General features: G+C 71.2%; 20 protein-coding genes and 1 pseudogene. 14 read left to right on the plus strand and 7 right to left on the minus strand.

The annotated features are described in order from the left end of the window. Window positions 1-138 precede the first annotated feature (138 nt). The 7 genes from ABZ862_RS01675 to ABZ862_RS01705 all read left to right on the plus strand — a co-directional run bounded on the left by ABZ862_RS01675 (window position 139) and on the right by ABZ862_RS01705 (window position 6,752). Complete coding sequence (locus tag ABZ862_RS01675) at window positions 139-390, plus strand: hypothetical protein (protein WP_360950457.1); 252 nt, start codon at window positions 139-141, stop codon at window positions 388-390. A gap of 50 nt (window positions 391-440) precedes the next feature. Next, the gene (locus tag ABZ862_RS01680; protein WP_360951391.1) at window positions 441-809 is read left to right on the plus strand and encodes a helix-turn-helix domain-containing protein; all 369 of its coding nucleotides are present in this window, start codon (window positions 441-443) and stop codon (window positions 807-809) included. 143 nt (window positions 810-952) lie between these two features. Then, complete coding sequence (uraD, locus tag ABZ862_RS01685; RefSeq protein WP_360950460.1) at window positions 953-1,486, plus strand: 2-oxo-4-hydroxy-4-carboxy-5-ureidoimidazoline decarboxylase; 534 nt, start codon at window positions 953-955, stop codon at window positions 1,484-1,486. Then, a complete protein-coding gene (uraH, locus tag ABZ862_RS01690) occupies window positions 1,483-1,893 on the plus strand; it encodes a hydroxyisourate hydrolase (protein WP_360950463.1) in 411 nt (136 codons plus the stop codon). The genes uraD and uraH overlap by 4 nt, the downstream gene beginning before the upstream one ends. A gap of 3 nt (window positions 1,894-1,896) precedes the next feature. After that, on the plus strand, window positions 1,897-2,823 hold the full coding sequence (gene pucL / locus ABZ862_RS01695) for a factor-independent urate hydroxylase (protein WP_360950467.1): 927 nt from the start codon (window positions 1,897-1,899) through the stop codon (window positions 2,821-2,823). Between the two features lie 22 nt (window positions 2,824-2,845). Continuing rightward, the gene (locus ABZ862_RS01700) at window positions 2,846-4,252 is read left to right on the plus strand and encodes an 8-oxoguanine deaminase (protein WP_360950470.1); all 1,407 of its coding nucleotides are present in this window, start codon (window positions 2,846-2,848) and stop codon (window positions 4,250-4,252) included. A gap of 406 nt (window positions 4,253-4,658) precedes the next feature. Then, complete coding sequence (locus tag ABZ862_RS01705; protein ID WP_360950473.1) at window positions 4,659-6,752, plus strand: LamG domain-containing protein; 2,094 nt, start codon at window positions 4,659-4,661, stop codon at window positions 6,750-6,752. A gap of 83 nt (window positions 6,753-6,835) precedes the next feature. Here ABZ862_RS01705 and ABZ862_RS01710 read toward each other — a convergent pair whose 3' ends face one another. From ABZ862_RS01710 to ABZ862_RS01720, 3 genes are all read right to left on the minus strand, one after another. Continuing rightward, complete coding sequence (locus tag ABZ862_RS01710) at window positions 6,836-7,264, minus strand: acyl-CoA thioesterase (RefSeq protein ID WP_360950476.1); 429 nt, start codon at window positions 7,262-7,264, stop codon at window positions 6,836-6,838. Between the two features lie 51 nt (window positions 7,265-7,315). Next, a complete protein-coding gene (locus ABZ862_RS01715; protein ID WP_360950479.1) occupies window positions 7,316-7,939 on the minus strand; it encodes a hypothetical protein in 624 nt (207 codons plus the stop codon). Window positions 7,940-8,019: 80 nt separating this feature from the next. Continuing rightward, window positions 8,020-9,228, minus strand: coding sequence for a pyridoxal phosphate-dependent aminotransferase (locus tag ABZ862_RS01720; protein ID WP_360950482.1), 1,209 nt, complete (start codon window positions 9,226-9,228; stop codon window positions 8,020-8,022). 81 nt (window positions 9,229-9,309) lie between these two features. On the opposite strand from ABZ862_RS01720, the gene ABZ862_RS01725 reads away from it, so the two are divergent. After that, a complete protein-coding gene (locus ABZ862_RS01725) occupies window positions 9,310-9,990 on the plus strand; it encodes a helix-turn-helix domain-containing protein (protein ID WP_360950485.1) in 681 nt (226 codons plus the stop codon). Between the two features lie 112 nt (window positions 9,991-10,102). Here ABZ862_RS01725 and ABZ862_RS01730 read toward each other — a convergent pair whose 3' ends face one another. The 3 genes from ABZ862_RS01730 to ABZ862_RS01740 are packed head-to-tail and all read right to left on the minus strand — an operon-like array spanning window position 10,103 to window position 13,778. Beyond that, window positions 10,103-10,942 carry a hypothetical protein gene (locus tag ABZ862_RS01730; protein ID WP_360950488.1) on the minus strand — a complete coding sequence of 280 codons (840 nt, stop codon included), beginning with the start codon at window positions 10,940-10,942 and terminating at the stop codon, window positions 10,103-10,105. Continuing rightward, on the minus strand, window positions 10,942-12,207 hold the full coding sequence (locus ABZ862_RS01735) for a VWA domain-containing protein (protein WP_360950491.1): 1,266 nt from the start codon (window positions 12,205-12,207) through the stop codon (window positions 10,942-10,944). Before ABZ862_RS01735 ends, ABZ862_RS01730 begins: the two co-directional genes overlap by 1 nt. A gap of 32 nt (window positions 12,208-12,239) precedes the next feature. After that, window positions 12,240-13,778 (minus strand): IucA/IucC family protein, encoded by a 1,539-nt coding sequence (locus tag ABZ862_RS01740; RefSeq protein ID WP_360950494.1) that lies wholly within the window; start codon window positions 13,776-13,778, stop codon window positions 12,240-12,242. A gap of 92 nt (window positions 13,779-13,870) precedes the next feature. Between ABZ862_RS01740 and ABZ862_RS01745 the strand changes: the two genes are divergently transcribed. The 6 genes and pseudogenes from ABZ862_RS01745 (at window position 13,871) to ABZ862_RS01770 (ending at window position 20,027) form a co-directional block, all read left to right on the plus strand. Further along, complete coding sequence (locus ABZ862_RS01745) at window positions 13,871-15,478, plus strand: IucA/IucC family protein (protein ID WP_360950497.1); 1,608 nt, start codon at window positions 13,871-13,873, stop codon at window positions 15,476-15,478. Between the two features lie 61 nt (window positions 15,479-15,539). Beyond that, the gene (locus tag ABZ862_RS01750) at window positions 15,540-15,665 is read left to right on the plus strand and encodes a hypothetical protein (RefSeq protein WP_360951449.1); all 126 of its coding nucleotides are present in this window, start codon (window positions 15,540-15,542) and stop codon (window positions 15,663-15,665) included. A 219-nt stretch (window positions 15,666-15,884) separates the two neighbouring features. Continuing rightward, window positions 15,885-16,850 (plus strand): annotated as a pseudogene (locus tag ABZ862_RS01755) (RHS repeat-associated core domain-containing protein); the annotation flags it as partial. A gap of 850 nt (window positions 16,851-17,700) precedes the next feature. Continuing rightward, the gene (locus ABZ862_RS01760; RefSeq protein ID WP_360950500.1) at window positions 17,701-18,429 is read left to right on the plus strand and encodes a hypothetical protein; all 729 of its coding nucleotides are present in this window, start codon (window positions 17,701-17,703) and stop codon (window positions 18,427-18,429) included. A 218-nt stretch (window positions 18,430-18,647) separates the two neighbouring features. Further along, the gene (locus ABZ862_RS01765) at window positions 18,648-18,782 is read left to right on the plus strand and encodes a hypothetical protein (RefSeq protein ID WP_360950503.1); all 135 of its coding nucleotides are present in this window, start codon (window positions 18,648-18,650) and stop codon (window positions 18,780-18,782) included. A 330-nt stretch (window positions 18,783-19,112) separates the two neighbouring features. Next, window positions 19,113-20,027 (plus strand): HipA family kinase, encoded by a 915-nt coding sequence (locus ABZ862_RS01770; protein ID WP_360951394.1) that lies wholly within the window; start codon window positions 19,113-19,115, stop codon window positions 20,025-20,027. Window positions 20,028-20,075: 48 nt separating this feature from the next. Here the strand turns inward: ABZ862_RS01770 and aceB are convergent, their stop codons facing one another. Then, window positions 20,076-21,725, minus strand: coding sequence for a malate synthase A (aceB, locus tag ABZ862_RS01775; RefSeq protein WP_360950506.1), 1,650 nt, complete (start codon window positions 21,723-21,725; stop codon window positions 20,076-20,078). Window positions 21,726-21,787 lie beyond the last annotated feature (62 nt).

Raw genomic sequence — 21,787 nt, forward strand, 5'->3', positions numbered from 1 at the left:
CTCTGTTCCTGTCTCCCGTATTCCGTATGATGGAAGTATTATTTTGCTGGACGGAATCTGGTGGCAGACTCCCGCCGTGGGCGGCGCCTTGTCAAGGGGAGGGGAGCGGGTCCCGGCGGGGCGCGTTAGGTTGAGCGCGTGCGACTGAGAGTGGAGTTCACCACCGAGCCCTTCGATCTCGACCGGACGCCCGCGCATGCGGTGGTGGCCCGTGAGGTCGTCGAGACCGCCGACCTCGACACGGTGGACGTCGGCCCGTTCGGGAACACGGTGGAGGGCCGTGCCGACGCTGTGCTCGGAGCCGTGGACGGCGTGCTGCGCAAGGCGCTGGAGGCGGGGGCCACCCGGATCTCGCTCCAGGTCAACGTGATCCCCGAGGGCGAGCGGTGACGGGCGGCGCCGCCGGTGGCGAGGGGTCGGGTGCCGCCGGTGGTGAGGGGCTGGGCGCCGTGGGTGGTGAGGCGTTCCTCGCCGCTGTGCGTCCGCTCGTCGACGCCGTCGGCGGTGAACTGCTCCCGCCGGGGCAGGCGCGCCCCGAGGACATCGTGCTGTCCTGGGCGGGGGACGAGGTCGTCGCCGTACGGCTTCCGCAGCTCGCCGACTCCCTCGATCACCTCCTGGCCGCCCTGGAACGGCAGGCCGGCAGGCCGCTGGCCGACCTGGACCGGAAGGCCAAGCAGGAAGTGGTGCGCACACTGGAGGCGCGGGGCGCGTTCACCGTGCGGCACGGTGTGGAGACCGTGGCGGGCGCGCTCGGCGTGAGCCGCTTCACCGTCTACAACTACCTCAACCGGGAGCGGCAGGGCTGAGCGTCACCCGTCCCGGATGTAACCCGGAATTTTCAACAGACTGTTGACGCCGACCGGGCGGGGCGGGTTGGCTGTCGGTGGTTCCGCACCACGCGCTCCCTCCCTCCTCCCTCCCCCGGCCGTTCACGATCCCGGAGGCACCCGTGACCTCGACGACCACGCCACCGGGGCTGCTCGAGTTCAACGCCCTGGAAGAGCCCGCGGCCCGCGCCGCCCTCCTCGAGGTGTGCGCCTCGACCGCGTGGGCGGCCCGGCTGCTCGCCGCCCGCCCCTACGCCACTCCCGACGCCCTCTGCGCCGCCGCGGACGCCGCTACGGCCGGGCTCACCCCCGCCGACCTCGCCGAGGCGATGGCCGGGCACCCGCCGATCGGCCGGCCGAAGCCCGGTGACCCCGCCTCCGCCCGCGAGCAGCGCGGCATGGCCGGTGCCTCCGCGGAGCTCCGCGCCGAGCTGCTCGAACTGAACCTCGCCTACCAGGAGAGGTTCGGCCACGTCTTCCTCATCTGCGCCACCGGCCTCACCGCCCGCCAGATGCGCGACGCGGCCCAGTCGCGGATCGGCAACACGCCGGAGCGGGAAAGGGAGATCGTCCGCGTCGAACTGGGCAGGATCAACCGCATCCGGCTCACCCGGCTCGCCGGACCCACCCGTCTCGCGGAGGATTCCCGGCCATGAGCACCGCACCCACCGGCGTGACCGTGTCCACGCACGTCCTGGACACCTCCGTCGGCCGCCCCGCCGCAGGCGTCCCCGTACGGCTGTCCGTACGGCCCTCCGTACGCGGCACCGATCCGTCGCCCGGCGGCTGGCGGCCGCTCGGCGGTTCCGTGACCGACGAGGACGGCCGGTGCCGTGACCTCCCGGCCCCACCGCCGGGTACCGCACACGTACGGCTCGAATTCGCCGTAGAGCCGTATCTGGAGGCGACGGCGGCCGCGCACCACGACAGCCCCGCCTCCGCCGCCGTCCCCGCCCCCTTCTTCCCCGAGGTGACCGTCACCTTCGCCGTCCGCGCCGGGGAGCACCACCACGTCCCGCTGCTGCTCAGCCCGTTCGGCTACTCCGTATACCGAGGGAGTTAGCGCATGACCGATCCGTCCCGCCCCGTGCTGCTGGGCCAGAACCAGTACGGCAAGGCCGAGACCCGCGTCGTACGGATCACACGCGACGGCGCCACCCACCACATCAAGGACCTCAACGTCTCCGTCGCGCTCTCCGGCGACATGGACGAGGTCCACTACTCCGGCTCCAACGCCCACGTCCTGCCGACGGACACCACCAAGAACACGGTGTACGCGTTCGCCAAGGAGTACGGCATCGACTCCGCCGAACAGTTCGGCATCCACCTCGCCCGGCACTTCGTGACCTCGCAGCCGTCCATCCACCGGGCCCGTATACGCATCGCGGAGTACGGCTGGGAGCGCATCGCGGGCGGCCACTCGTTCGCGCGGCAGGGACGGGAGACCCGGCTCGCGCAGATCACCTACGACGGCTCGTCGTGGGAGGCGGTGTCGGGCATCGAGGACCTCGTCGTGATGAACACGACCGACTCCGAGTTCTGGGGCTACGCCAAGGACAAGTACACGACGCTCCCGGAGGCGTACGACCGCATCCTGGCCACCGAGGTCTCCGGCCGCTGGCGCTTCGGCTGGACCGGCGGAGACGGCAGCGGCGACGGCGGGGACGGCATGACGACGGTGCCCGACTGGGAGACGTCGTACGAGGAGACGAAGCGGCACCTGCTCACGGCGTTCGCCGACACGTACTCCCTCTCGCTCCAGCAGACGCTGTACCGGATGGGCGCGCGGATCATCGAGAACCGCGCGGAGATCGACGAGGTCCGCTTCTCGCTCCCGAACAAACACCACTTCCTGGTGGACCTGGCGCCGTTCGGCCTGAAGAACGACAACGAGGTGTACTTCGCGGCCGACCGCCCCTACGGCCTGATAGAGGCCACCGTCCTGCGCGACGGCTGCGAGCCGAGGATCCCCGTGGACCTCACCCACCTCTGACCCGGAGGACGTACCCACCACCATGGCAGACACCGCCGCGGCTCCCCGCACCGCCCGCATCGCCCGCACCGTGATCGAGAACGGCGCGGTGGCGACCGTCGACCCCGTCGGCACCGAGTACGCGAGCGGACACGTCGTCCTCGCCGGAAACCGCATCGAGTCACTGGGCCCGGGCCCGGCCCCCGCGGGTCTGACGGACGTCGTACGGCGTATCGACGCGACCGGGCACCTCGTCACCCCCGGGCTGGTCAACACCCACCACCACTTCTACCAGTGGATCACCCGGGGCCTGGCCACCGACCACAACCTCTTCGACTGGCTGGTCGCGCTCTACCCGATGTGGGCGCGGATCGACGAGCCGATGGTGTACGCGGCGGCGCAGGGCTCGCTCGCGATGATGGCCCGCGGCGGCGTGACCACCGCCATGGACCACCACTACGTCTTCCCGCGGGGCTCCGGCGACCTGTCCGCCGCGATCATCCGCGCCGCGGGCGAGATCGGCGTCCGCTTCACCCTGGCCCGCGGCTCGATGGACCGCGGGGAGAAGGACGGCGGCCTGCCCCCGGACTTCGCCGTGGAGACCCTGGAAGGCGCTCTGGCCGCCACGGAGGAGACCGTCGGCCGCCACCACGACCCGTCCCCGGACGCGATGACCCAGGTGGCCGTCGCCCCCTGCTCACCTTTCTCGGTCTCCACCGAACTCCTCCGCGAAGGGGCCGAGCTGGCCCGGCGGCTCGGCGTACGGCTGCACACGCACGGCTCGGAGACCGTCGAGGAGGAGAAGTTCTGCCACGAACTGTTCGGCATGGGCCCGACCGACTACTTCGAGTCGACCGGCTGGCTCGGCGAGGACGTGTGGATGGCCCACTGCGTCCACATGAACGACTCCGACATCGCCGCCTTCGCCCGCACCGGCACCGGCGTCGCCCACTGCCCGTCCTCCAACGCCCGCCTGGCGGCCGGGATCGCCCGGGTCCCCGACCTGCTGGCCGCCGGGGTCCCGGTCGGCCTCGGAGTCGACGGCACCGCGTCGAACGAGTCGGGCGAACTGCACACCGAACTGCGCAACGCCCTGCTCGTCAACCGCCTCGGCGCCCGCCGCGAGGCCGCCCTCACCGCCCGCCAGGCACTGCGCCTGGGGACGTACGGCGGCGCCCGGGTCCTCGGCCGCGCCACGGAGACCGGCTCACTGGAGCCCGGCAAGCTGGCCGACCTGGTCCTCTGGAAGCTGGACACCCTGGCCCACGCCTCCATCGCCGACCCGGTGGCCGCCCTGGTCCTCGGCGCGGCGGCCCCGGTGACGGCGTCGTTCGTCAACGGCCGCCAGATCGTCGAGAACGGCCGCCTCCTCCACGCGGACGAGGACACCATCGCCCACGAGACCCGGACCCAGGCCCGACGCCTGGCGAGGATCACCGCCGGCCGGTGAGCGCCCGCTGGGGCCCGGCGGGCGGGCGTGGCCGCAAGACGCCTCGCCGCGCGGATCAGCGCGCCCGCGGCCGGCCCGGCCCCCACCCGGAACGCCGACCGGTATCCCGTCGCCGGGGCCGCCGCCGAGGTCGGATCCACGCCCCGGGCCGGAAGCCCACCGGTACGGCTCGCCGAGAGAGCCGACACCGCCGCCAGGCTCAGCGGACCACCCACCACCCGACCGGTGTCGAACAGCTCCGAGGCCACACCTGATCGGCTGTCAAAATCCTGATGGTGCTGTCGGTCGTCTCTGTTAGCTTCTGGTGACTCGTGTGATCCACGGGCTTCATGTGCGCACAGGGGAGGGTCAGTTGCTCAGATCAGCAAAGACGGCCAGAGGCAGACGGACGGTTGTGGGCAGCTGCGTGGTGGCACTGCTGGCCACAGCTGCCGGCACGGCACACGCGGTGGACAATCTGCCGCCGAACCAGCCGCTGGTCCGCGACCTCCAGTCGGGGGGCAAGCCCTGCGCCACCGGCGATGCCACACCGTATGTCTCGCAGTCGCCCCGGCTCAGCGCCGTGCTGTACGACCCGGAGGAGGACAATCAGCCTGCCGAGGCCAGCCCGGTCAAGGGCGAGTTCGAAGCCTGGTGGACGGATGCGGCAGGGGTGGAACAGCGCCGTGCCTACACCACCACCTACGCCTTGAACTCGGGTTCGACCCAGTACTGGAGCATGCCGTCCGGCATCCCGGCGAACACGGTGATCTCCTGGCATGTCCGCGCGAACGACACCAAGGCGACCTCCCCCTGGAGCGACGAGGGCGACGGCTCGGTCTGCTCGTTCGTGTACGACGACACGAGCCCCGAGAAGCCGGCGATCAGCTCGCCCGAATACCCCGGCGACGAGCTCTGGACGGACGGGGTGGGTGTCTACGGACACTTCACCGTGGACTCGCCCTCCGACGACGTGGTGTCGTACCAGTACGAATTCATCGGCGGCCCGTTCGGGACCGTCTCCGCCGAGCGGCCGGGTGCCGCCGTGACCGTTCCGTACCTGCCGCTCACCTCGGGGTTCCAGCAGATGAGCGTCCAAGCGGTCGACCGGTCGGGCCGGATCAGCGGGCCGTCGTACTACGGCTTCAGGGTGAAGTCCGGGCGTGCCCCGGTGGCCCGCTGGAAGCTGGACGACCCGGCAGGCTCCGGTTCGGCCTCCGCCGAGACGGGTACGAGCGCTCGGGCCGGCAGCGGTGTGACCTTCGGCGGTCCCGCGCCCTCGCGCACCACGGAGACCGCCACGGCCAACCTGGACGGCAGTGACCAGGGCTTCCTCACCACGGACACCGCCGCCACCGACACCGGCAAGAGCTTCGCCGTCAGTGCCTGGGTACGGCCCGCCGGAACCGACCGGGACATGACCGTCGCCAGCCAGGACGCGGACGGCGCCCCCGGCTTCGGCCTCGGGCTGCGCGCCGAGGACTCCGGTCCCGTCTGGTCGTTCGCGATCGGCGGCGCACAGGTGTCCGGTGGCGCGCCCGAGACCGGGGAGTGGGCCCAGCTGCTGGGGCTGTACGACGCGGAGACCGGCCGTGCGCGGCTGTACGTGAACGGTCATGAGGTCGGTACCGCGGTGGAGGCGACTCCCGCCGGGACGGACGGCGCCTTCCAGATCGGACGGGCCCGCACGGCCTCCGGCTACGGTGAGCCGTGGCACGGTGACATCGGCGACGTACAGGTCCACGACCGGGTCGTGGTGCCGGGCGAGGCGACCGAACTGGCATGGCGCAAGCCCAAGCTGCTCGGCCACTGGTCGCTGGAGAACGCGGTGGACGGCGTGAGCCCCGAGCAGTCGGACGGTGCACCGCTGCGGCTGGGCACCGGAGCCTCGATCTACCGCAGCTCTGACGATTCCTGCATCCCGGAGATCGACCCCGACTGCGCCTACGTGCCGCCGGCCCTCGTCGGCGACGGGCATCTGAGCCTGGACGGCGAGACCGGGTACGCCGCCGCGGATGGGCCGGTCGTGGACACCGGGGACAGTTTCACCCTCGGCGTCGTCGTACGCCTCGCGGACTCCGAGCCGGCCCGGCCGATGACCGTGCTCTCGCAGGCCGGTGAGCACACCGACGCGTTCAAGGTGCGCTACGACCCGTCCACGTACCGCTGGCAGCTCGTGATGCCGGAGAGGGACGAGGCCGGGGCGCCCGAGAAGGTGGTGTCCCAGATCGAGGGTGCCGACGGCGGTGAGGGGCAGGGCCATCGTCTCGCGGTGGTCTACGACGACGGGACCGACACGATCAAGCTCTACCTGGACGGCTACACGAACGCCGAGGCGACCACGAGCCTCCCCGACGGCTGGCACAGCGGCGGAGCCCTGCAGATCGGCCGGGCCAAGGTCGGTGACGGCTGGGGGGAGTACCTCCACGGTGATGTGGACGAGGTACAGGCGTACGCCGGTGCGCTGCGGGACAGCGACGTCCTGGGCCTGGGCTGGGGCACGGATCCCTACCTCGGCTGATCCGTTCGCGCCGGGGCCGGAGGAGAGATGACCGCCCGGTGGCCCGCCGGAACCCCAGGTTCCGGCGGGCCACCGGGCTCAGGTCACTGGAGGCCGAACGGGGTCAGGTCGCTGGCCAGTTGCTTGAAGATGTCCCGGGGTTCGGTGACCAGCTTGCGGGACTTCAGGTCGAGGAGGCCGCCGGTCGCGGTGATCTCGGCGGCCACCGTGCCGTCGGAGGTCTTGCGGATCTCCTGGCGGATGCGGAACGTCTTTCCGCCGCTCCACTCGAACGCGCAGGTCACGTCGACCTCGTCGCCCGCGAGGAGTTCGCGCCGGTAGCGGATGGTGGTCTCCAGGGCCACCGGTCCCACGCCGTGGCCGATCAGGCGGGACTGACCCACTCCGTAGGCCTGGAGCATCGACCAGCGGGCGTGCTCGGCGTAGTTGACGTACACCGCCTGGTTGAGGTGACCCTGCACATCGGTCTCGTAACCGCGGACGGTCACACGGACGGAATACGGTTCACTCACGACTTCCCCTTCTCGCGCACGACGTACCGGCCCTCCGATCCTGGCACGCGTTCACACCCGCCGGGGGGACGCCAGGAGATAACGCGCTCTCGACCGCGGCTCGGTGTACTCCCCGGTCTGCCAGCCGGCCCGCTCCAGCGTGGCGGCGCAGGCGCGCAGTCCCTCCGCGTCCGGTGTGCGGACGGCGACGGCCTCGGGCTGCGGGGTGGCGCGTACCCGGTAGCCGTCCGTGCCGCCGGGCCCGGCGGGCGGGTGCCTCGCCGCCTCCAGGGCCAGTGCGGCGGCCCGCACGAGATGCGTACGCTCCCATCCGCACGGCCGGTCCGTGGCCCCGTCCGCGTTGGTCATCCGCCGCAGCTCCAGCAGGCCCTCCCACGCACCGCGCACCTCCCGCGTCCGCCGCGGTCCACCGGCCACGGCGTCCTGCTCGCCGCCGACCCGCGCGGCGAAGCCGCCGCCGTCCGGCGGCGCGGCCGGCACCGCCTCGGGGACGGCCTCCCGCACCCGGTGCCCCGCCGGTGTCAGGAAGTGATCGTGCGGCGGCCGGGGATGGCGGAAGGCGAGACCCCGCTTCACCAGGGCCGCGAGCTGCGCCTCGGTGCCGCGCAGCCGCCCGGTGACGGGATCGGCGGCGTCGATGACCCGCCGCTGGGCGGCGCTCGGCGGTCGTACCACTGTCTCCACCTCCCCGGATCCCGACAGTCCGAAGACTACGACCGGGGTCTGACAACGGGTGCCCGCGAGGCGGGCGGCGCCTACTGGCGGTAGCCGCTCAGGAAGCGGCCGATCCTGCCGATCGCCGTCTCCAGGGTCTCCGCGTGGGGGAGGGTGAGGATACGGAAGTGGTCCGGGGCGGGCCAGTTGAAGCCGGTGCCCTGCACCACCTGGATCTTCTCGCGCAGCAGGAGGTCCAGGACGAACTTCTCGTCGTCGTGGATGGCGTGGACCTTGGGGTCGATACGGGGGAACGCGTACAGCGCGCCCTTCGGCTTCACGCAGGACACGCCGGGGATCTCGTTGAGCTTCTCCCAGGCCACGGTGCGCTGGTCCTCGAGCCGGCCGCCCGGTGCGGTCAGCTCCCTGATGGACTGGCGGCCGCCGAGCGCGGCCTGGATGGCGTACTGGGCGGGGGCGTTGGCGCACAGCCGCATGGAGGCCAGCATGGTGAGGCCCTCCAGGTAGTCCCTGGCGTGCTGCTTCGGGCCCGTGACCACCAGCCAGCCGGAGCGGAAGCCCGCCACCCGGTACGTCTTCGACAGACCGCAGAAGGTGAGGACGACCAGGTCGGGGGCGAGGGCGGCGACCGAGTGGTGCACGGCGTCGTCGTAGAGGATCTGGTCGTAGATCTCGTCGGCGAGGACCATCAGGCCGTGGCGCCTGGCGAGGTCGAGGATGCCCTCGATGATCTCCTTCGGGTAGACCGCGCCGGTGGGGTTGTTGGGGTTGATGATCACCACGGCACGGGTGCGGTCCGTGATCTTCGACGCCATGTCGTCCAGGTCGGGGTACCAGTCGGACTGCTCGTCGCAGAGGTAGTGGACCGCCTTGCCGCCGGCCAGCGTCGTCACCGCCGTCCACAGCGGGAAGTCCGGGGCGGGGATGAGGACCTCGTCGCCGTCCTCCAGCAGGGCCTGGACGGCCATGGAGACCAGTTCCGAGACGCCGTTGCCGAGGAAGACGTCGTCCACGCCCACCTCCAGACCCAGCGTCTGGTAGCGCTGGGCCACGGCCCGGCGGGCGGACAGGATGCCGCGCGAGTCCGTGTAGCCGTGTGCCTGCGGAAGCATGCGGATCATGTCCTGGAGGATCTCCTCCGGCGCCTCGAAACCGAAGAGCGCCGGGTTGCCCGTGTTGAGGCGCAGCACGCTGTGCCCCGCCGCCTCCAGTGCGTCGGCCTGCTCGATCACCGGGCCGCGGATCTCGTAACAGACGTCGCTGAGCTTGCTGGACTGCCGGAACTCCATGCGCCCCTCCGGGAACTCGTGATGCTTGGTTTTACCAAGCTTGAGCTTGGAAAGTCCAACGACACGTCTAGAATGCGTCGCATGCCACCTCGCCGAAGCTACGACCAGTACTGTTCCACCGCCCGTGCGCTCGACCTCGTCGGCGACCGCTGGACCCTGCTGATCGTCCGGGAACTGCTCGCCGGGCCGCGCCGCTACACGGACCTGCACGCGGATCTCCCGGGGGTCAGTACGGACATGCTCGCCTCGCGGCTGAAGGACATGGAGCGGGACGGAATCGCCGCCCGGCGGCGTCTGGCCCCGCCCGCCGCCGTCTTCGTCTACGAACTCACCCGGCGTGGGCGGGAGCTCAAGCCCGTGCTGGAGGCGCTGGGGAAGTGGGGCGAGCCCGAACTGGGGGAGCGGCGGCCCACCGACGCCGTACGCGCCCACTGGTTCGCGCTCCCGCTGCTGCGGGGGCTGCGGCAGGGCGGCGAGAGCGGCGCGGGCGGTGCGGACGGTGAGGGCGGGCTCGCGGGCGACGGCGGGGTCGTCGAAGTGCGGTCCGAGGAAGGGGACTTCCACCTCCGGCTGGGGGACGGGGAGGAGTCCGTCTACGGTGCCGGGCCCGCGCCGGCCGAGCCCGACGCACGGCTCGTGCTCGACTCCGGGATCTGTGCCGCCGTCGTCCGGGGCGAGGTCGCCCTGCTGGACGCCGTACGGGACGGGCGGGTCCCCGTGACCGGGGAGAGCCCGCTGGCCAAGGCGCTGCGGGAGGCCTGAGGAACGGCGTCCGATCGGGGGCGGGCGAAGACGGGGCACGGGTGGGGCCCGCCGCGTGTCCACGCGGCGGGCCCCACCCGCGGCAACCGGTCTCTCGGAGCGACCGGTCGCCTCAGACGTTCGGCGGCACCTGCCGCGGCCGTCCCGAACCGCGGGTCAGCGCGTAGCCGCCGATGCCCGCCAGGGCGGCCAGGACGCCGCCCACGCCCGTCCAGATCCAGCGGTCGGACCACCAGCCGGACGACCAGCCGCCGTCGGGCTCGATGCTCGACAGCACCGCCGACTTCACCGAGTCCGACGACGAACCGCCGTCATCGGCGGCCGACTTGACCGCGATACCCGGCACCAGCGGCTTCCCCAGCGAGCCGTCCACCGCCGCCGAGCCGCCGATGTCCTTCGAGCCGACCTCGACCTTGGCGCTCATCGGCTTGCCGAGGTCGGACGAGCCGAAGGCCGGCGCCGTCAGCCGGATGTAGTACGTGCCGGGCAGCGGGTCGTCGGCCCACGGCTCCGACCAGGCGCGCACCGTCCGCAGCACACAGGCCAGTTCGACGGTGCCGGTGCCCGCGGCGGCGGTGCGGGTCTGAGCGCCGTACTGGCAGGCCTGGCGGCGCCGCAGACCGTCGTAGACGTCCACCTGCCAGGTCTCGGTGCCGTGCGAGTCCGGCAGCTTCACCGTGGCCTTCACCGTGGGGCGCCGGCCCGCGTCGGCCGGGAACGACCAGTACATGTAGTCACTGGTGGAACCGCTCGCCGTGGCCTGCTGCCCCTGGTCGATCTCGGTCGCCGTACGGAACGACGTACCCGCCTGGGTGGGCGCGTCGCTGCCGCCCGAGGCGCTCGGCGAGGGTGAGGAGTCCGCCGCCGCGGGGCCCGCGGCCAGGCCGGCGGTCACGCCCACCGCCATGCCCGCGGCCAGCAGCGCCGCGCTCACCACACGTGTGATCCGCATCAGTTCGTCCTCCAGACGGCGACCCGCCAGCGTGACACCCAGCCCCACAGCAGACCGGCGACGAAGCCGGTCAGCACCAGCGCGCCGAGCAGCCACCAGCCGCGCCCGAGGCCGAAGGAGGCCACGTCGCCCGCCTGGTCCGGGCCGCCCACCACGTCGACGGTCAGTTCCAGCGGCAGACCGGGGGTGGTCTTCACCCCGGCGGCCGCGGAGAAGGAGTTGGTGACCTGGAGACACACCGTCTCGGCCGGGGCGTTCTCGTCGTCACTGTCCGCCTTCGGGTAGCGAAGGCCCGTGGAGATCACGTCCGTCCGGCCGGTGCCCGCGGCCTCGCCGCGCACGATCTCCCGGCCGCGCAGCGTGACCGCCCGCAGCAGCACCCCGTAGTCCGGGGCGACGGCGCGGTCGTCCGCGACGCTCACCGAGGCCCGCAGCTCATGGCCGGGCTTGACGTCCACCTTGTACCAGCGCTCCTGGCCGAACTCCTCACGGTCGGTGTAGAGACCCGACGTGAGGGCCGGTGCCTGGGAACACTGGCTCGCGCCTTGGGCGGCGACCGGCGTCACCACCGGATCCGCCGCACGGTCCACCAACTGGCCTACGCGGTCGCTCAGTTCCTCCTTGTGCTGCACGGAGGTGTAGGTGCCGCCGGTGGCCTCCGCGATACAGCTCAGCTGGGCGCGGGTCTTGGCGTCCGGCACCAGGCCGAGGGTGTCGATGGTCAGCCCGATGCCCTTGGCGGCTATCTCCCGTGCCACCTCGCACGGGTCCAGCGGCTGGCAGGTGTCCTCGCCGTCGCTGATCAGGACGATACGGCGGGTGCCGTCACCGCCGTCGAGGTCGTCGGCCGCCTTCAGCAGCGCGGGACCGATCGGTGTCCAGCCGGTCGGCACCAGGGTCGCCACCTGCGTCTTGGCCTCGGTGCGGTCCAGGGTGCTGACCGGGTACAGCTGCGCGGTGTCCTTGCAGCCCGTCTTCCGGTCGTTGCCGTGGTAGTTGGCGCCGAGCGTACGGATGCCGAGCTGGACCTCCTGCGGCGTCGCGTCGAGCACCTCGTTGAAGGCCTGTTTCGCCGCGGCCATCCGCGTGCCGCCGTCGATGTCCCTGGCCCGCATGGAACCGCTGACGTCCAGGACCAGTTCGACCTTCGGGGAGGCCTGCGCGTCCGTCTCGTCGGCGGCCGCCGGGGCCGGGAAGGCCAGTCCTGCCGTCAGGGCGGCGAGCAGGGCACAGACCCCGGCCGCCAGCCGTTGTGTTCTGATCATCGGCGGATCCTATTGACCCGAGGGGCCGGGCATCAAAACGGCAGAGGGACAAATGGGTTGGGCAGGACGGCCCACCGGTCACCCGGCGTTCCCCCTGACATCCGCATCAGCGTCAACGCCTTTGCGGGCAGCGGCCCTTCGCGCAGCACGGTGAGATCCGGCGTGCGCGGCAGATCCCGTACGGCCGTCTCCAGCGCCGTCCGCAGAACGGCCGACGAACCCGCCGTACCGGCCAGCGCGCCCGCCACCAGCGAGCCGAACAGCTTGCGCCGCAGCGCCGTCACCTCGTCCGTGACCATCCGCGCGGGCAACTCCGCCGGAACCGCGATCCCGTGGGCGGAGAGCCGGGCGGGGCCGACCCGGATGTCGGCGAGGTCGCGGTACACCAGCCGTACCGGAGCGTCGGCCTCGTCCAGCACCACGAGCAGGTTCTGGCCGTGTGCCTCCAGCGCCACGCCCAGGTCCAGCAGCCGCAGCCCGACGGTGAGCGCGAGCCGGGTGAACCCGGCGAGCCACGACGGGGACCGGGGAAGCGGGGTGGCGGCGAGGGCCGCCACCGGCAGGACACGTTCCCCCGTGCCCGCGTACGACTGCGGCGACTCGCGCAGCACCGCCGCGAGATCCGGCGAACCGTCCGTGGCCGCGCCCAGGGTGCGCGTGAAGTGCAACAGGCCCGCCGTGTGCGGCGCCAGCGTCTCCGCGAAGGCCGAGAGAGCGGCCGACGCCCGTACGGAGCCGACCGAGATGTCCCGCACGGAGGAGGTGAGGCGGGTACTGAGCGCGGTCTTGACGTGCGTGTGGTGCGGGTCGCCGGCGAGGGCGAGGGTGCGCAGGGACATCAACGGATGCGCGTCGAGGACATACCCGGTGCGTCCCGCCGGGCCGGTGAGGCCGACCTGCTTGAGGACGTGCGCCGCCTGCCAGGGATGCACTGGGATCAACAACCTTTCCCCGTCCCGCAGTTCCGTCGGCCAGGTCCCCGACACCAGGCACTGCTCCGCCGCCACCGCGATCACCCCCAGCCGTACCACCGGCCGGTGCTCGGGGCCGTACGCGAATTGCTCCGCGACCGAGAAACCCGGCCGACAGCGGCAGCCGGGGTGGAAGGGATGCCCGTCCACGACACTCTGCTCCCCCTCCCATTCCGACCGAGGGGTCTGCGGGACGTCCGGCTGATCGGCGCGGGACAGCGCCAACGACACCGTGCTGTCCGCCAGTTCGTCGGCGAAGTCACGGCCGTACGGCACCCCGAGGTCCGCCGTCAGGCGAGCCGGCTCGTCGTAGGCCACCGAGTCCAGGTGGACGACATCGACAGGGACCCCGGTGGCGTACGGATCGGCCCCCGGCCCGCGCAGCCGACGGCCACCGGGAAGCGTGAGGACCAGCTCACCGCCGTCGTACGACCGTCCCGTGATCCACGGCAGCGGCTCGTACGCCAGCGCCCGCCACAGCCTCGACAGCACCGCCGCCCGCGCGCCGGGCAGCTCGGCGGCGTACCGGTTCACGAGACCGGGCCGTACGGCGGCCAGCTCTTCGGCCACCTCGGCCTCGGCGGTGGGGAAACGGCGCACGGTCGGCTCCTGGGTCGGTCACACGACGGTCACGGCGACCGGCGTCGGGAGACATACTGATCGTGATCGCATCACGCGGACGTAGGGAACGCATGAACCGCCCCCACACCCTGCCCTCCGGCGGCGCCGTCGCGGCACGCGCCGACGCGTACGCGACCGCGCCGCTGCTCAACTGCCTGATCAGGGAGATCGCCGAGCCGCTTCGTGACGAGGACGAACAGGGCACGGACCGCGGACCCGGCCGCCGCACGTACCGGCTCCCGGGCAGCGGCCGGCTGCTGCGCGTCCGTGACGGCCGGCGGCCCGCCGAGCCCGAGGTGCACGCGGCCGGCGCCTGGCGGCGCGTCGGGCATCCGGAGCTGGTGAAACTGGTCGCGGAGGAACTGCACCGGCACACCGGGACCGGCAACGACGAACTGCCGGCCGAGATGATCGACAGCCGGTACGCGGTGGCCGCGCTGCTCACCGCGCGGGCGCGCGCCACGGCACCCGAGGATCCGTATCTGCGCTCCGAGCAGTCGCTGATCACCGGCCATCCCTACCACCCCGCGCCCAAGGCCCGCGGCGGCGGTCCGGTCGCCGCGTGGCTGCCGTACGCGCCCGAGGCGCACGCCCGTTTCCCGCTGGTGCTGCTCGCGGTGCGCGAGGACACGGTGCGGGAGGAGGGTGACACCTCGGCCCTGGACACGCTCGGCGGCGCCCCGCCGGGCTACCGGCTGCTGCCCGCCCACCCCTGGCAGCTCGACCTCGCCGCCCGCGGGCTGGCAGCCGCGTTCGCCGACGGCCGGCTCGTCCGCCTGGGTACGACGGCCTCCCCCGTGTGGCCGACGGCGGCCGTCCGCACGGTGTACGCGCCCCGCGACGACCTGTTCCTGAAGTTCAGCCTCGATGTGCGCATCACCAACGACGTACGGCGGCTGTGGCGCCACGACCTGCTGAGACTGCGCCGCACGGACGCCGCCGCCGCTGCCGCTCTCGGCACCCCCGGTACCTCCCGCACCCCCGGTACTCCCGGCGCCCCTGACGCGCGGCCCGCCGCCTGGCTCAGCGACCGCGGCTACCGCACCGCGGCGTTCGCCTTCGAGGAACTCGCCGTCGTGGTCCGCGACGGGCTGCGCGCCCATCTGCCGCCCGGCGCGACACCGCTGCTGGCGGCGGGGCTCGCGGAGGGATTCGACGGCAGCCCGCTGGAGGACGGCAGCCCGCTGGACGGCGGTGGCCGGGCGGTGGAGGGCCGGGCGGCGGCGGACGTCTGGTGGCAGGCGTATCTCCGGCAGGTCGTCCCGCCCGTCCTCGCGGCCTTCGCCGAGCACGGTGTCGTGCTCGAGGCGCACCTCCAGAACACCCTGATCGCGGTGGACGGCGACGGCCTGCCGGTGCGGGCCCTGTTCCGCGACGCCGAGGGCGTGAAGCTGCTGGGGGACGTGACCCGGGCGGCGGGGTGGGAGCGGCTGGTGTACTGCCTCGTGGTCAACAACCTGATGGAGATTGCGGGGGTACTGGCGGAGCGGCATCCCGGGTTCGATCCGTGGCCCGCGGCACGCCGGGAACTGGCCCGGCGCGACGACCTGCCCGAGACGGCCGGGCTGCTCGGCGGCGAGGCGCTCCCGGGGAAGACCAACCTGCTGCTGCGGTGGACGGGAGCCGACGGCGCCGACGCGCGGTACCTGGGGGTGCCGAATCCGCTGGGAGCACGCTGAGCACCTGAGGCCCCGGGAAACGCCGGGAACCGGGTCCGCGTTCTCCCGTACCCTGGCCGGTGTGCTGCGCGATGTGACCGCTGTCCGGTATGTGACCCCCCTGCACTCCGGCGGCTCCGTCCCCGGAGTCGTCGAGGCCGACGACCTCGGCACCTACGTCGTGAAGTCGTCTAGCTGCTGGCGCTGACCTGCGGTGATGCTGGAATCGTCGCCTCTGACCTGTGGTGATGCGTCTTTCAGGGTCTTTCAGGCTTATGCCGCCTAACATAGCCGGTTCTCCCCAGGCGCTCCCCAGTGCCGCCCATACTCCCCAGATTCTCCCCAGGACGCGGCTCCTGGTAGAGCAAGGCGGGCGGTGTTGCTGCGCCTGGGGAAAAGAGCACTGTCAATCCCCTCGGAGCGCGGAGCCGGAAACGTCACCGCCGTCAGCGACCCCACGACCCTCGGCGGCACCAGCGGCACCGATGTCCAGTGCTTCGCCTACGACGGACACCAGCGCCTGACCGAGGCGTGGACCCCCGCCTCGCAGAAGTGCTCCGACCCCAGGAGCAGTTCCAGCCTGTCGGGACCGGCCCCCTACTGGACCGGCTACACCTATGGGGCCGCCGGCCAGCGTGCCAGTGAGACGGTCCACCGCAGCACCGGGGACACGACCACCACGTACTGCTACACCAACACCCAGCAGCCGCACACCCTGACCGGCACCTCGACCAAGGCCGACTGCACCGACCCGAACCGTTCCTACGACTACTACAAGAACGGCAACTCCTGGCACCGCCCGGGCAAGACGGCGACCCAGGCACTGACCTGGTCTCCCGAAGGCAAGCTGAGCAAGCTCACCGAGAGCACGACGTCGACCGACTACATCTACGGGGCCGACGGCAGCCTGCTCATCCGCGCCACGCAGAACGGCGAACGCGTCCTGTACGCCGGCGCCACCGAACTCCACCTGCGCGCCAACGGCACCACCTGGGCGCAGCGCTACTACAGCGCGAGCGGCACGACCGCCGCCGTGCGCTCGAACGAATCGGGCACCAACAAGCTCACCTACCTCACCGGTGACCACCAGGGCACCTCCTACCTGGCGATCGGCTCGGATACCGACCAGGCCTTCACCAAGCGCTACACCACCCCGTTCGGCGCCGACCGAGGCACCCCCCTGGGCGGCTCCTGGCCCGACGACAAGGGTTTCCTCGGCAAGACCAGTGACGCCACCACCGGTCTCACCCACGTCGGCGCCCGTGAATATGACCCCGCCATCGGTCAGTTCATCAGCGTCGACCCGCTCCTGGAGACCAACAAGCACCAGAGCCTGAATGGCTACGGCTACAGCCAGAACAACCCGCTCACCCTCTCCGACCCCTCGGGCATGGGAACGCCCGAGTGCATGGAGGGCATCTACACCCATTGTCAGAACGGCGTTCCGACCAAGGACTCCACGTACCACCCCGAGCGGGAGCGGTCCTACAACGGCGGCGGTGGCGGAAGCGGCACCACCGGTACGTCACACGGCAACGGGTCCGGCGGTGGCACCTCCTCGGGTGGCGGCGGATGCAACCGCAGCTGTATCCAGGCGTTGAACTCCCTTGTCAGCAGCGAGAAGTCCGGCATTCACAAGGAGCTGGCCATCCAGCTACGTAAGTACATCCTGGCCACCGCCGGTAACACCCATCCCTGCACTGCGGGCAACTCGGTCAACAGCGGTGAGGCCGCCGCGTGTAACTACCTCAGCGGTCAGTCCCCGCAGCTCAGCTGGCAGGACCTCCTGGCCCTGTGGGCCGACGGAAAGGGCGATGTGAACAATATCCCCTTCGACAGCGGAAGTCCGCTGACCCAGCAGCTCATGCTGGACAAGTCCCACCAGGACATCGTGGCGGACCTGGCCAAGAAGATTATCGGTGCCGACTTTGACGCTCCGGCGGGTGAACTCGGAGGCAACGCGGACCACACGGACGCGAAGTCGAACATCGGCAAGGACCTGCTCGGTATGACCACGGACGGCGGCGTGGGAAGCGAGACTCCCGCAGCCTTCCTCGGCAGCTACAATATCGAGTACCAGGTGATCGCCCAGTCGAAGAGAGACCACTCCTTCACTGTCGCCTTCGCTTCGTACAACAAGACCGGAGTGGCCTCACTGACCCACATTCCCTTCGTGGGGGACATTCCGTCTGGTCATGCCTTCTCCAGCATCGCGCAGGAATTCTACGGGACGGTGACGGTACATGTCCGTTGATACCGGCACCGCCGGACGGTTCAGGCCGCCAGTCAAGCCCGCCGTGGTGCTGGCCAGGACTGCACGGCTCGTCGCGCTGTCGCTCCTGGTCGTGTCCTACGTAGCTTGGCTGTTCCAGGAGTTCCCGATCCCGACCGCACAGGAGGACCTGGTGAAGGCCCTCCGGTCGGGCAGTCCCCCCGCGGTTGAGATCGGGTACAACGACAACGGGGTGAATCTGTTCTGGGAGACGGCCCCACTGGTCTACCGCGAGCTGCGGGTACCCGGTGAGCTCGGCGGCGACGGGGTCGATGCCGTGGAGCGGGAGATCGCCGCCCAAGTGGGCAAGCGGGTCGAGGATCTCCCGTTCCGGAACCGGCAGGAGCAGTACGAACCAGGGTTCCTGGACACTGTTCTGCCCGTGAGTTATCCGCTCTTCCTCCGGTCTGTCTTCCCGCACTGGACCGCACTCGGCGTGGGCCTGGCCGTGCTTACCGCTGCCTACGCGTTGCCGCGCAGGTACCAGCGGGTGAAGAACCGTGGCGTGTGGTTCAGCGTCTGCTTGGTCACCGGCTTCGGGTTCTTCACCTTCCTGTGCCTCGAACCCTGCGTGGCTCCCGACTCCGGGGAGCCCCCGGAGCTCAGGCCGCGATACGTGTGGACGGCGTCGCTCGCGACCGCGGTCCTCATGGCACTGGGGGGATGGGGTCTGCTCCGCCTGACGTGGTGGTGGATCTGATCCGGATGACCGACTGGGCCTCCACGTAGGCGCGGGACGTTGGGTCCGTAACGATCCACCGACTCAAGGATCGTCCGAGAACGAGACAGCAACGGGCTTCCAGGGATGCGGCGTTCTCCACGCCGCGCCCTCCTGGGAGTCTGTTCCAGTGAACGCACGCCGGGGAGCCCAGAGCTTGATCAGGTTCTGTAGCTGCCCAGATCGTTGATGATGCCGGGGTGAGCTTTCCCCTGCTGCTCACCAGGCGCTTCGGCAACGCCATGGCGGTGAACACATGGAACACCTACAACTGGAAAGCGACGCTGGCCAAGGCTGGCGTCATTCCGGCGCGCCTGAGGTGCGCAAAGGAGTAACAGTGGGAGGCGGCGCCGAAGGACGGTTTCTACGTGCTGCGGCGTGCCTACGCTTCGATCATGCTGGAGGCGGGAGAGCCCGTGGTGCCGGGGACGAGATGGCTCGGGCACTCGCCTCCGGCTGTCACGCTTGGTTACTATGCGCACTTCATGCCAGAAGTCGGAAGCACAGGCCCCACCGCCATCGACAGGCTCCTGGAGGGAGGAAGATGAGGATGCCAGTCGGAACTCCCCAGATTCTCCCAGAGCTGATCAGGGAGATTTTCCTGGCTGTATCGTGTTGAAGCCGACCATGGAATGTAAGGCAAGCTGTCTATGGGGTTTTGGAAGATGCTGAAACAGGTCACCGCGACCCGCTACGTCGAGCCCCTGCACTCCGGCGGCTCCGTCCCCGGAGTCGTCGAGGCCGACGACCTCGGCACCTACGTCGTGAAGTTCACCGGGGCCGCGCAGGGGCACAAGGCGCTGGTCGCCGAGGTGATCGTGGGGGAGCTGGCGCGGGCGCTGGGGCTGCGCTTCCCGGAGCTGGTGCTGGTCCACTTCGATCCCGCGCTCGGCGCCCACGAGCCGCACCAGGAGGTGCGCGACCTGCTCGACGCGAGCCACGGACTCAACCTCGGCATGGACTACCTGCCGGGCGCGAAGGACTTCACCGCCGAGGTCGCCGGCACCTTCCGCGTGGACCCGCTGGAAGCGGGGAGGATCGTCTGGCTGGACGCGCTCACCGCCAACGTCGACCGGACCGTCCACAGCTCCAATCTGATGATCTGGCCGACGTTCGGGACCGTGCCCCCGCGCCTGTGGCTCATCGACCACGGCGCGGCCCTCGTCTTCCACCACCGCTGGGACACCTCCGAGCCCGCGAAGGCGTACGACTTCCGGCACCACGCCCTCGGCCCCTACGGCCCCGACACGCGCACCGCCGACGCCGAACTCGCGCCCCGCGTCACCGAGGACCTGCTGCGCCGCATCCTCGCCGAGGTGCCGGACGCCTGGCTCACCGGTGAACCCGGTTTCGCGGGCCCGGACGCGCTGCGCGAGGCGTACGTCGGCTACCTCGCCGCCCGCGCCCGGACGTCCGCGGCCTGGCTGCCCACCGACTTCCCGAGCCGTGACCGGATCGCCGCCGAGGAGGCCGACCGCGCGGCGCGCACCCGGCGCGGACGGCCCGGCTGGCTCAAGCAGGTCCCGGACCTGCACGGCGAACCGGCCGCCGAGCAGGACTGGTCCGCGCACGTGCGATGACGGACCCGTGCCGGTGACGGGGAAGTCCGGCCCCGTGGGCCGGAGCGTTCAGCCCTCCAACTGCTCGTACGCGGGCAGGGTGAGGAAGTCGGCGTAGTCCTCGTCCAGCGCCACCTTCAGGAGCAGGTCGTGGGCCTGTTGCCAGTGGCCCGCCGCGAAGTCCTCGTCACCCAGCTCGGCGCGCAGGGCCGTGAGTTCGCCGGCCGCGACCCGGCGGGCCAGGTCCGCGGTGACCCGCTCGCCGTTGTCGAGGACGACGCCCGCGTCGATCCACTGCCAGATCTGCGAGCGGGAGATCTCCGCCGTGGCCGCGTCCTCCATGAGGCCGAAGATGGCGACGGCGCCGAAGCCGCGCAGCCACGCCTCGATGTAACGGATGCCGACCTGAACGGCGTTGACGAGACCCGCGTAGGTCGGCCTGGCGTCCAGGGAGTCGACCGCGAGCAGGTCGTCCGCCTTGACGTCGACGTCCTCGCGCAGCCGGTCCTTCTGGTTCGGCCGGTCGCCGAGCACCCGGTCGAAGGACTCCTCGGCGATCGGCACCAGGTCGGGATGGGCGACCCAGGAACCGTCGAAACCGTCGTCCGCCTCGCGGTCCTTGTCGGCGCGGACCTTCTCGAACGCGACCCGGTTGACCTCGGCGTCCCGGCGGGACGGGATGAACGCCGCCATGCCGCCGATGGCGTGCGCGCCGCGCTTGTGGCAGGTGCGGACGAGGAGTTCGGTGTACGCGCGCATGAACGGTGCCGTCATCGTGACCGCGTTGCGGTCAGGCAGGACGAACCTGGCTCCGCCGTCACGGAAGTTCTTGACGATGGAGAAGAGATAGTCCCAGCGTCCCGCGTTCAGCCCCGAGGCGTGGTCGCGGAGTTCGTAGAGGATCTCCTCCATCTCGTACGCCGCGGTGATCGTCTCGATGAGGACCGTGGCCCGTACGGTGCCCTGCGGGACGCCGAGACGGTCCTGAGCGAAGACGAACACGTCGTTCCAGAGGCGGGCCTCCAGGTGCGACTCCGTCTTGGGGAGGTAGAAGTAGGGGCCCTTGCCGAGGTCCAGCAGACGCCGTGCGTTGTGGAAGAAGTAGAGGCCGAAGTCCACGAACGCGCCGGGCACCTGCTCTCCGTCGACCAGCAGGTGACGCTCGTCCAGGTGCCAGCCGCGCGGACGCATGACGACCGTCGCGAGCTCCTCGTCGGGCCGCAGGGCGTAGGTCTTGCCGGACACGGCGTCCGTGAAGTCGATCCGCCGCGCGTAGGCGTCCATCAGGTTGAGCTGGCCCAGGACCACGTTCTCCCAGGTGGGCGCGGAGGCGTCCTCGAAGTCCGCGAGCCAGATCCGGGCACCCGAGTTGAGGGCGTTGACCGTCATCTTGCGGTCGGTGGGACCGGTGATCTCGACACGCCGGTCCTCCAGGGCCGGGGGCGCGGGGGCCACCCGCCAGGAGCCGTCGGCGCGGACCGCGGCGGTCTCCGGGAGGAAGTCCAGCCGGGAGGTGCGGGCGATCTCGGCGCGGCGCTCCGTCCGGCGGGTGAGCAGTTCGTCGCGGCGCGGGGTGAACCGGCGGTGCAGCGCGGCGACGAAGTCGAGCGCCGCGCCGGTCAGGACCTCCTGCTGACGGGTCAGTGCCGCGGCGGCCACGACGACACCCGCCGGGGACGACGGCCCGGGCTGCTCGGACGGCGACGCTGGTGCGGACATGAGCGGTCACTTCCTTCACCCGGAGACACTTCTGAAGAGTGGACGATAGATTCCTCATCGTG

The sequence above is a fragment of the Streptomyces sp. NPDC047000 genome (assembly GCF_040644295.1).
Classification (GTDB): domain Bacteria; phylum Actinomycetota; class Actinomycetes; order Streptomycetales; family Streptomycetaceae; genus Streptomyces.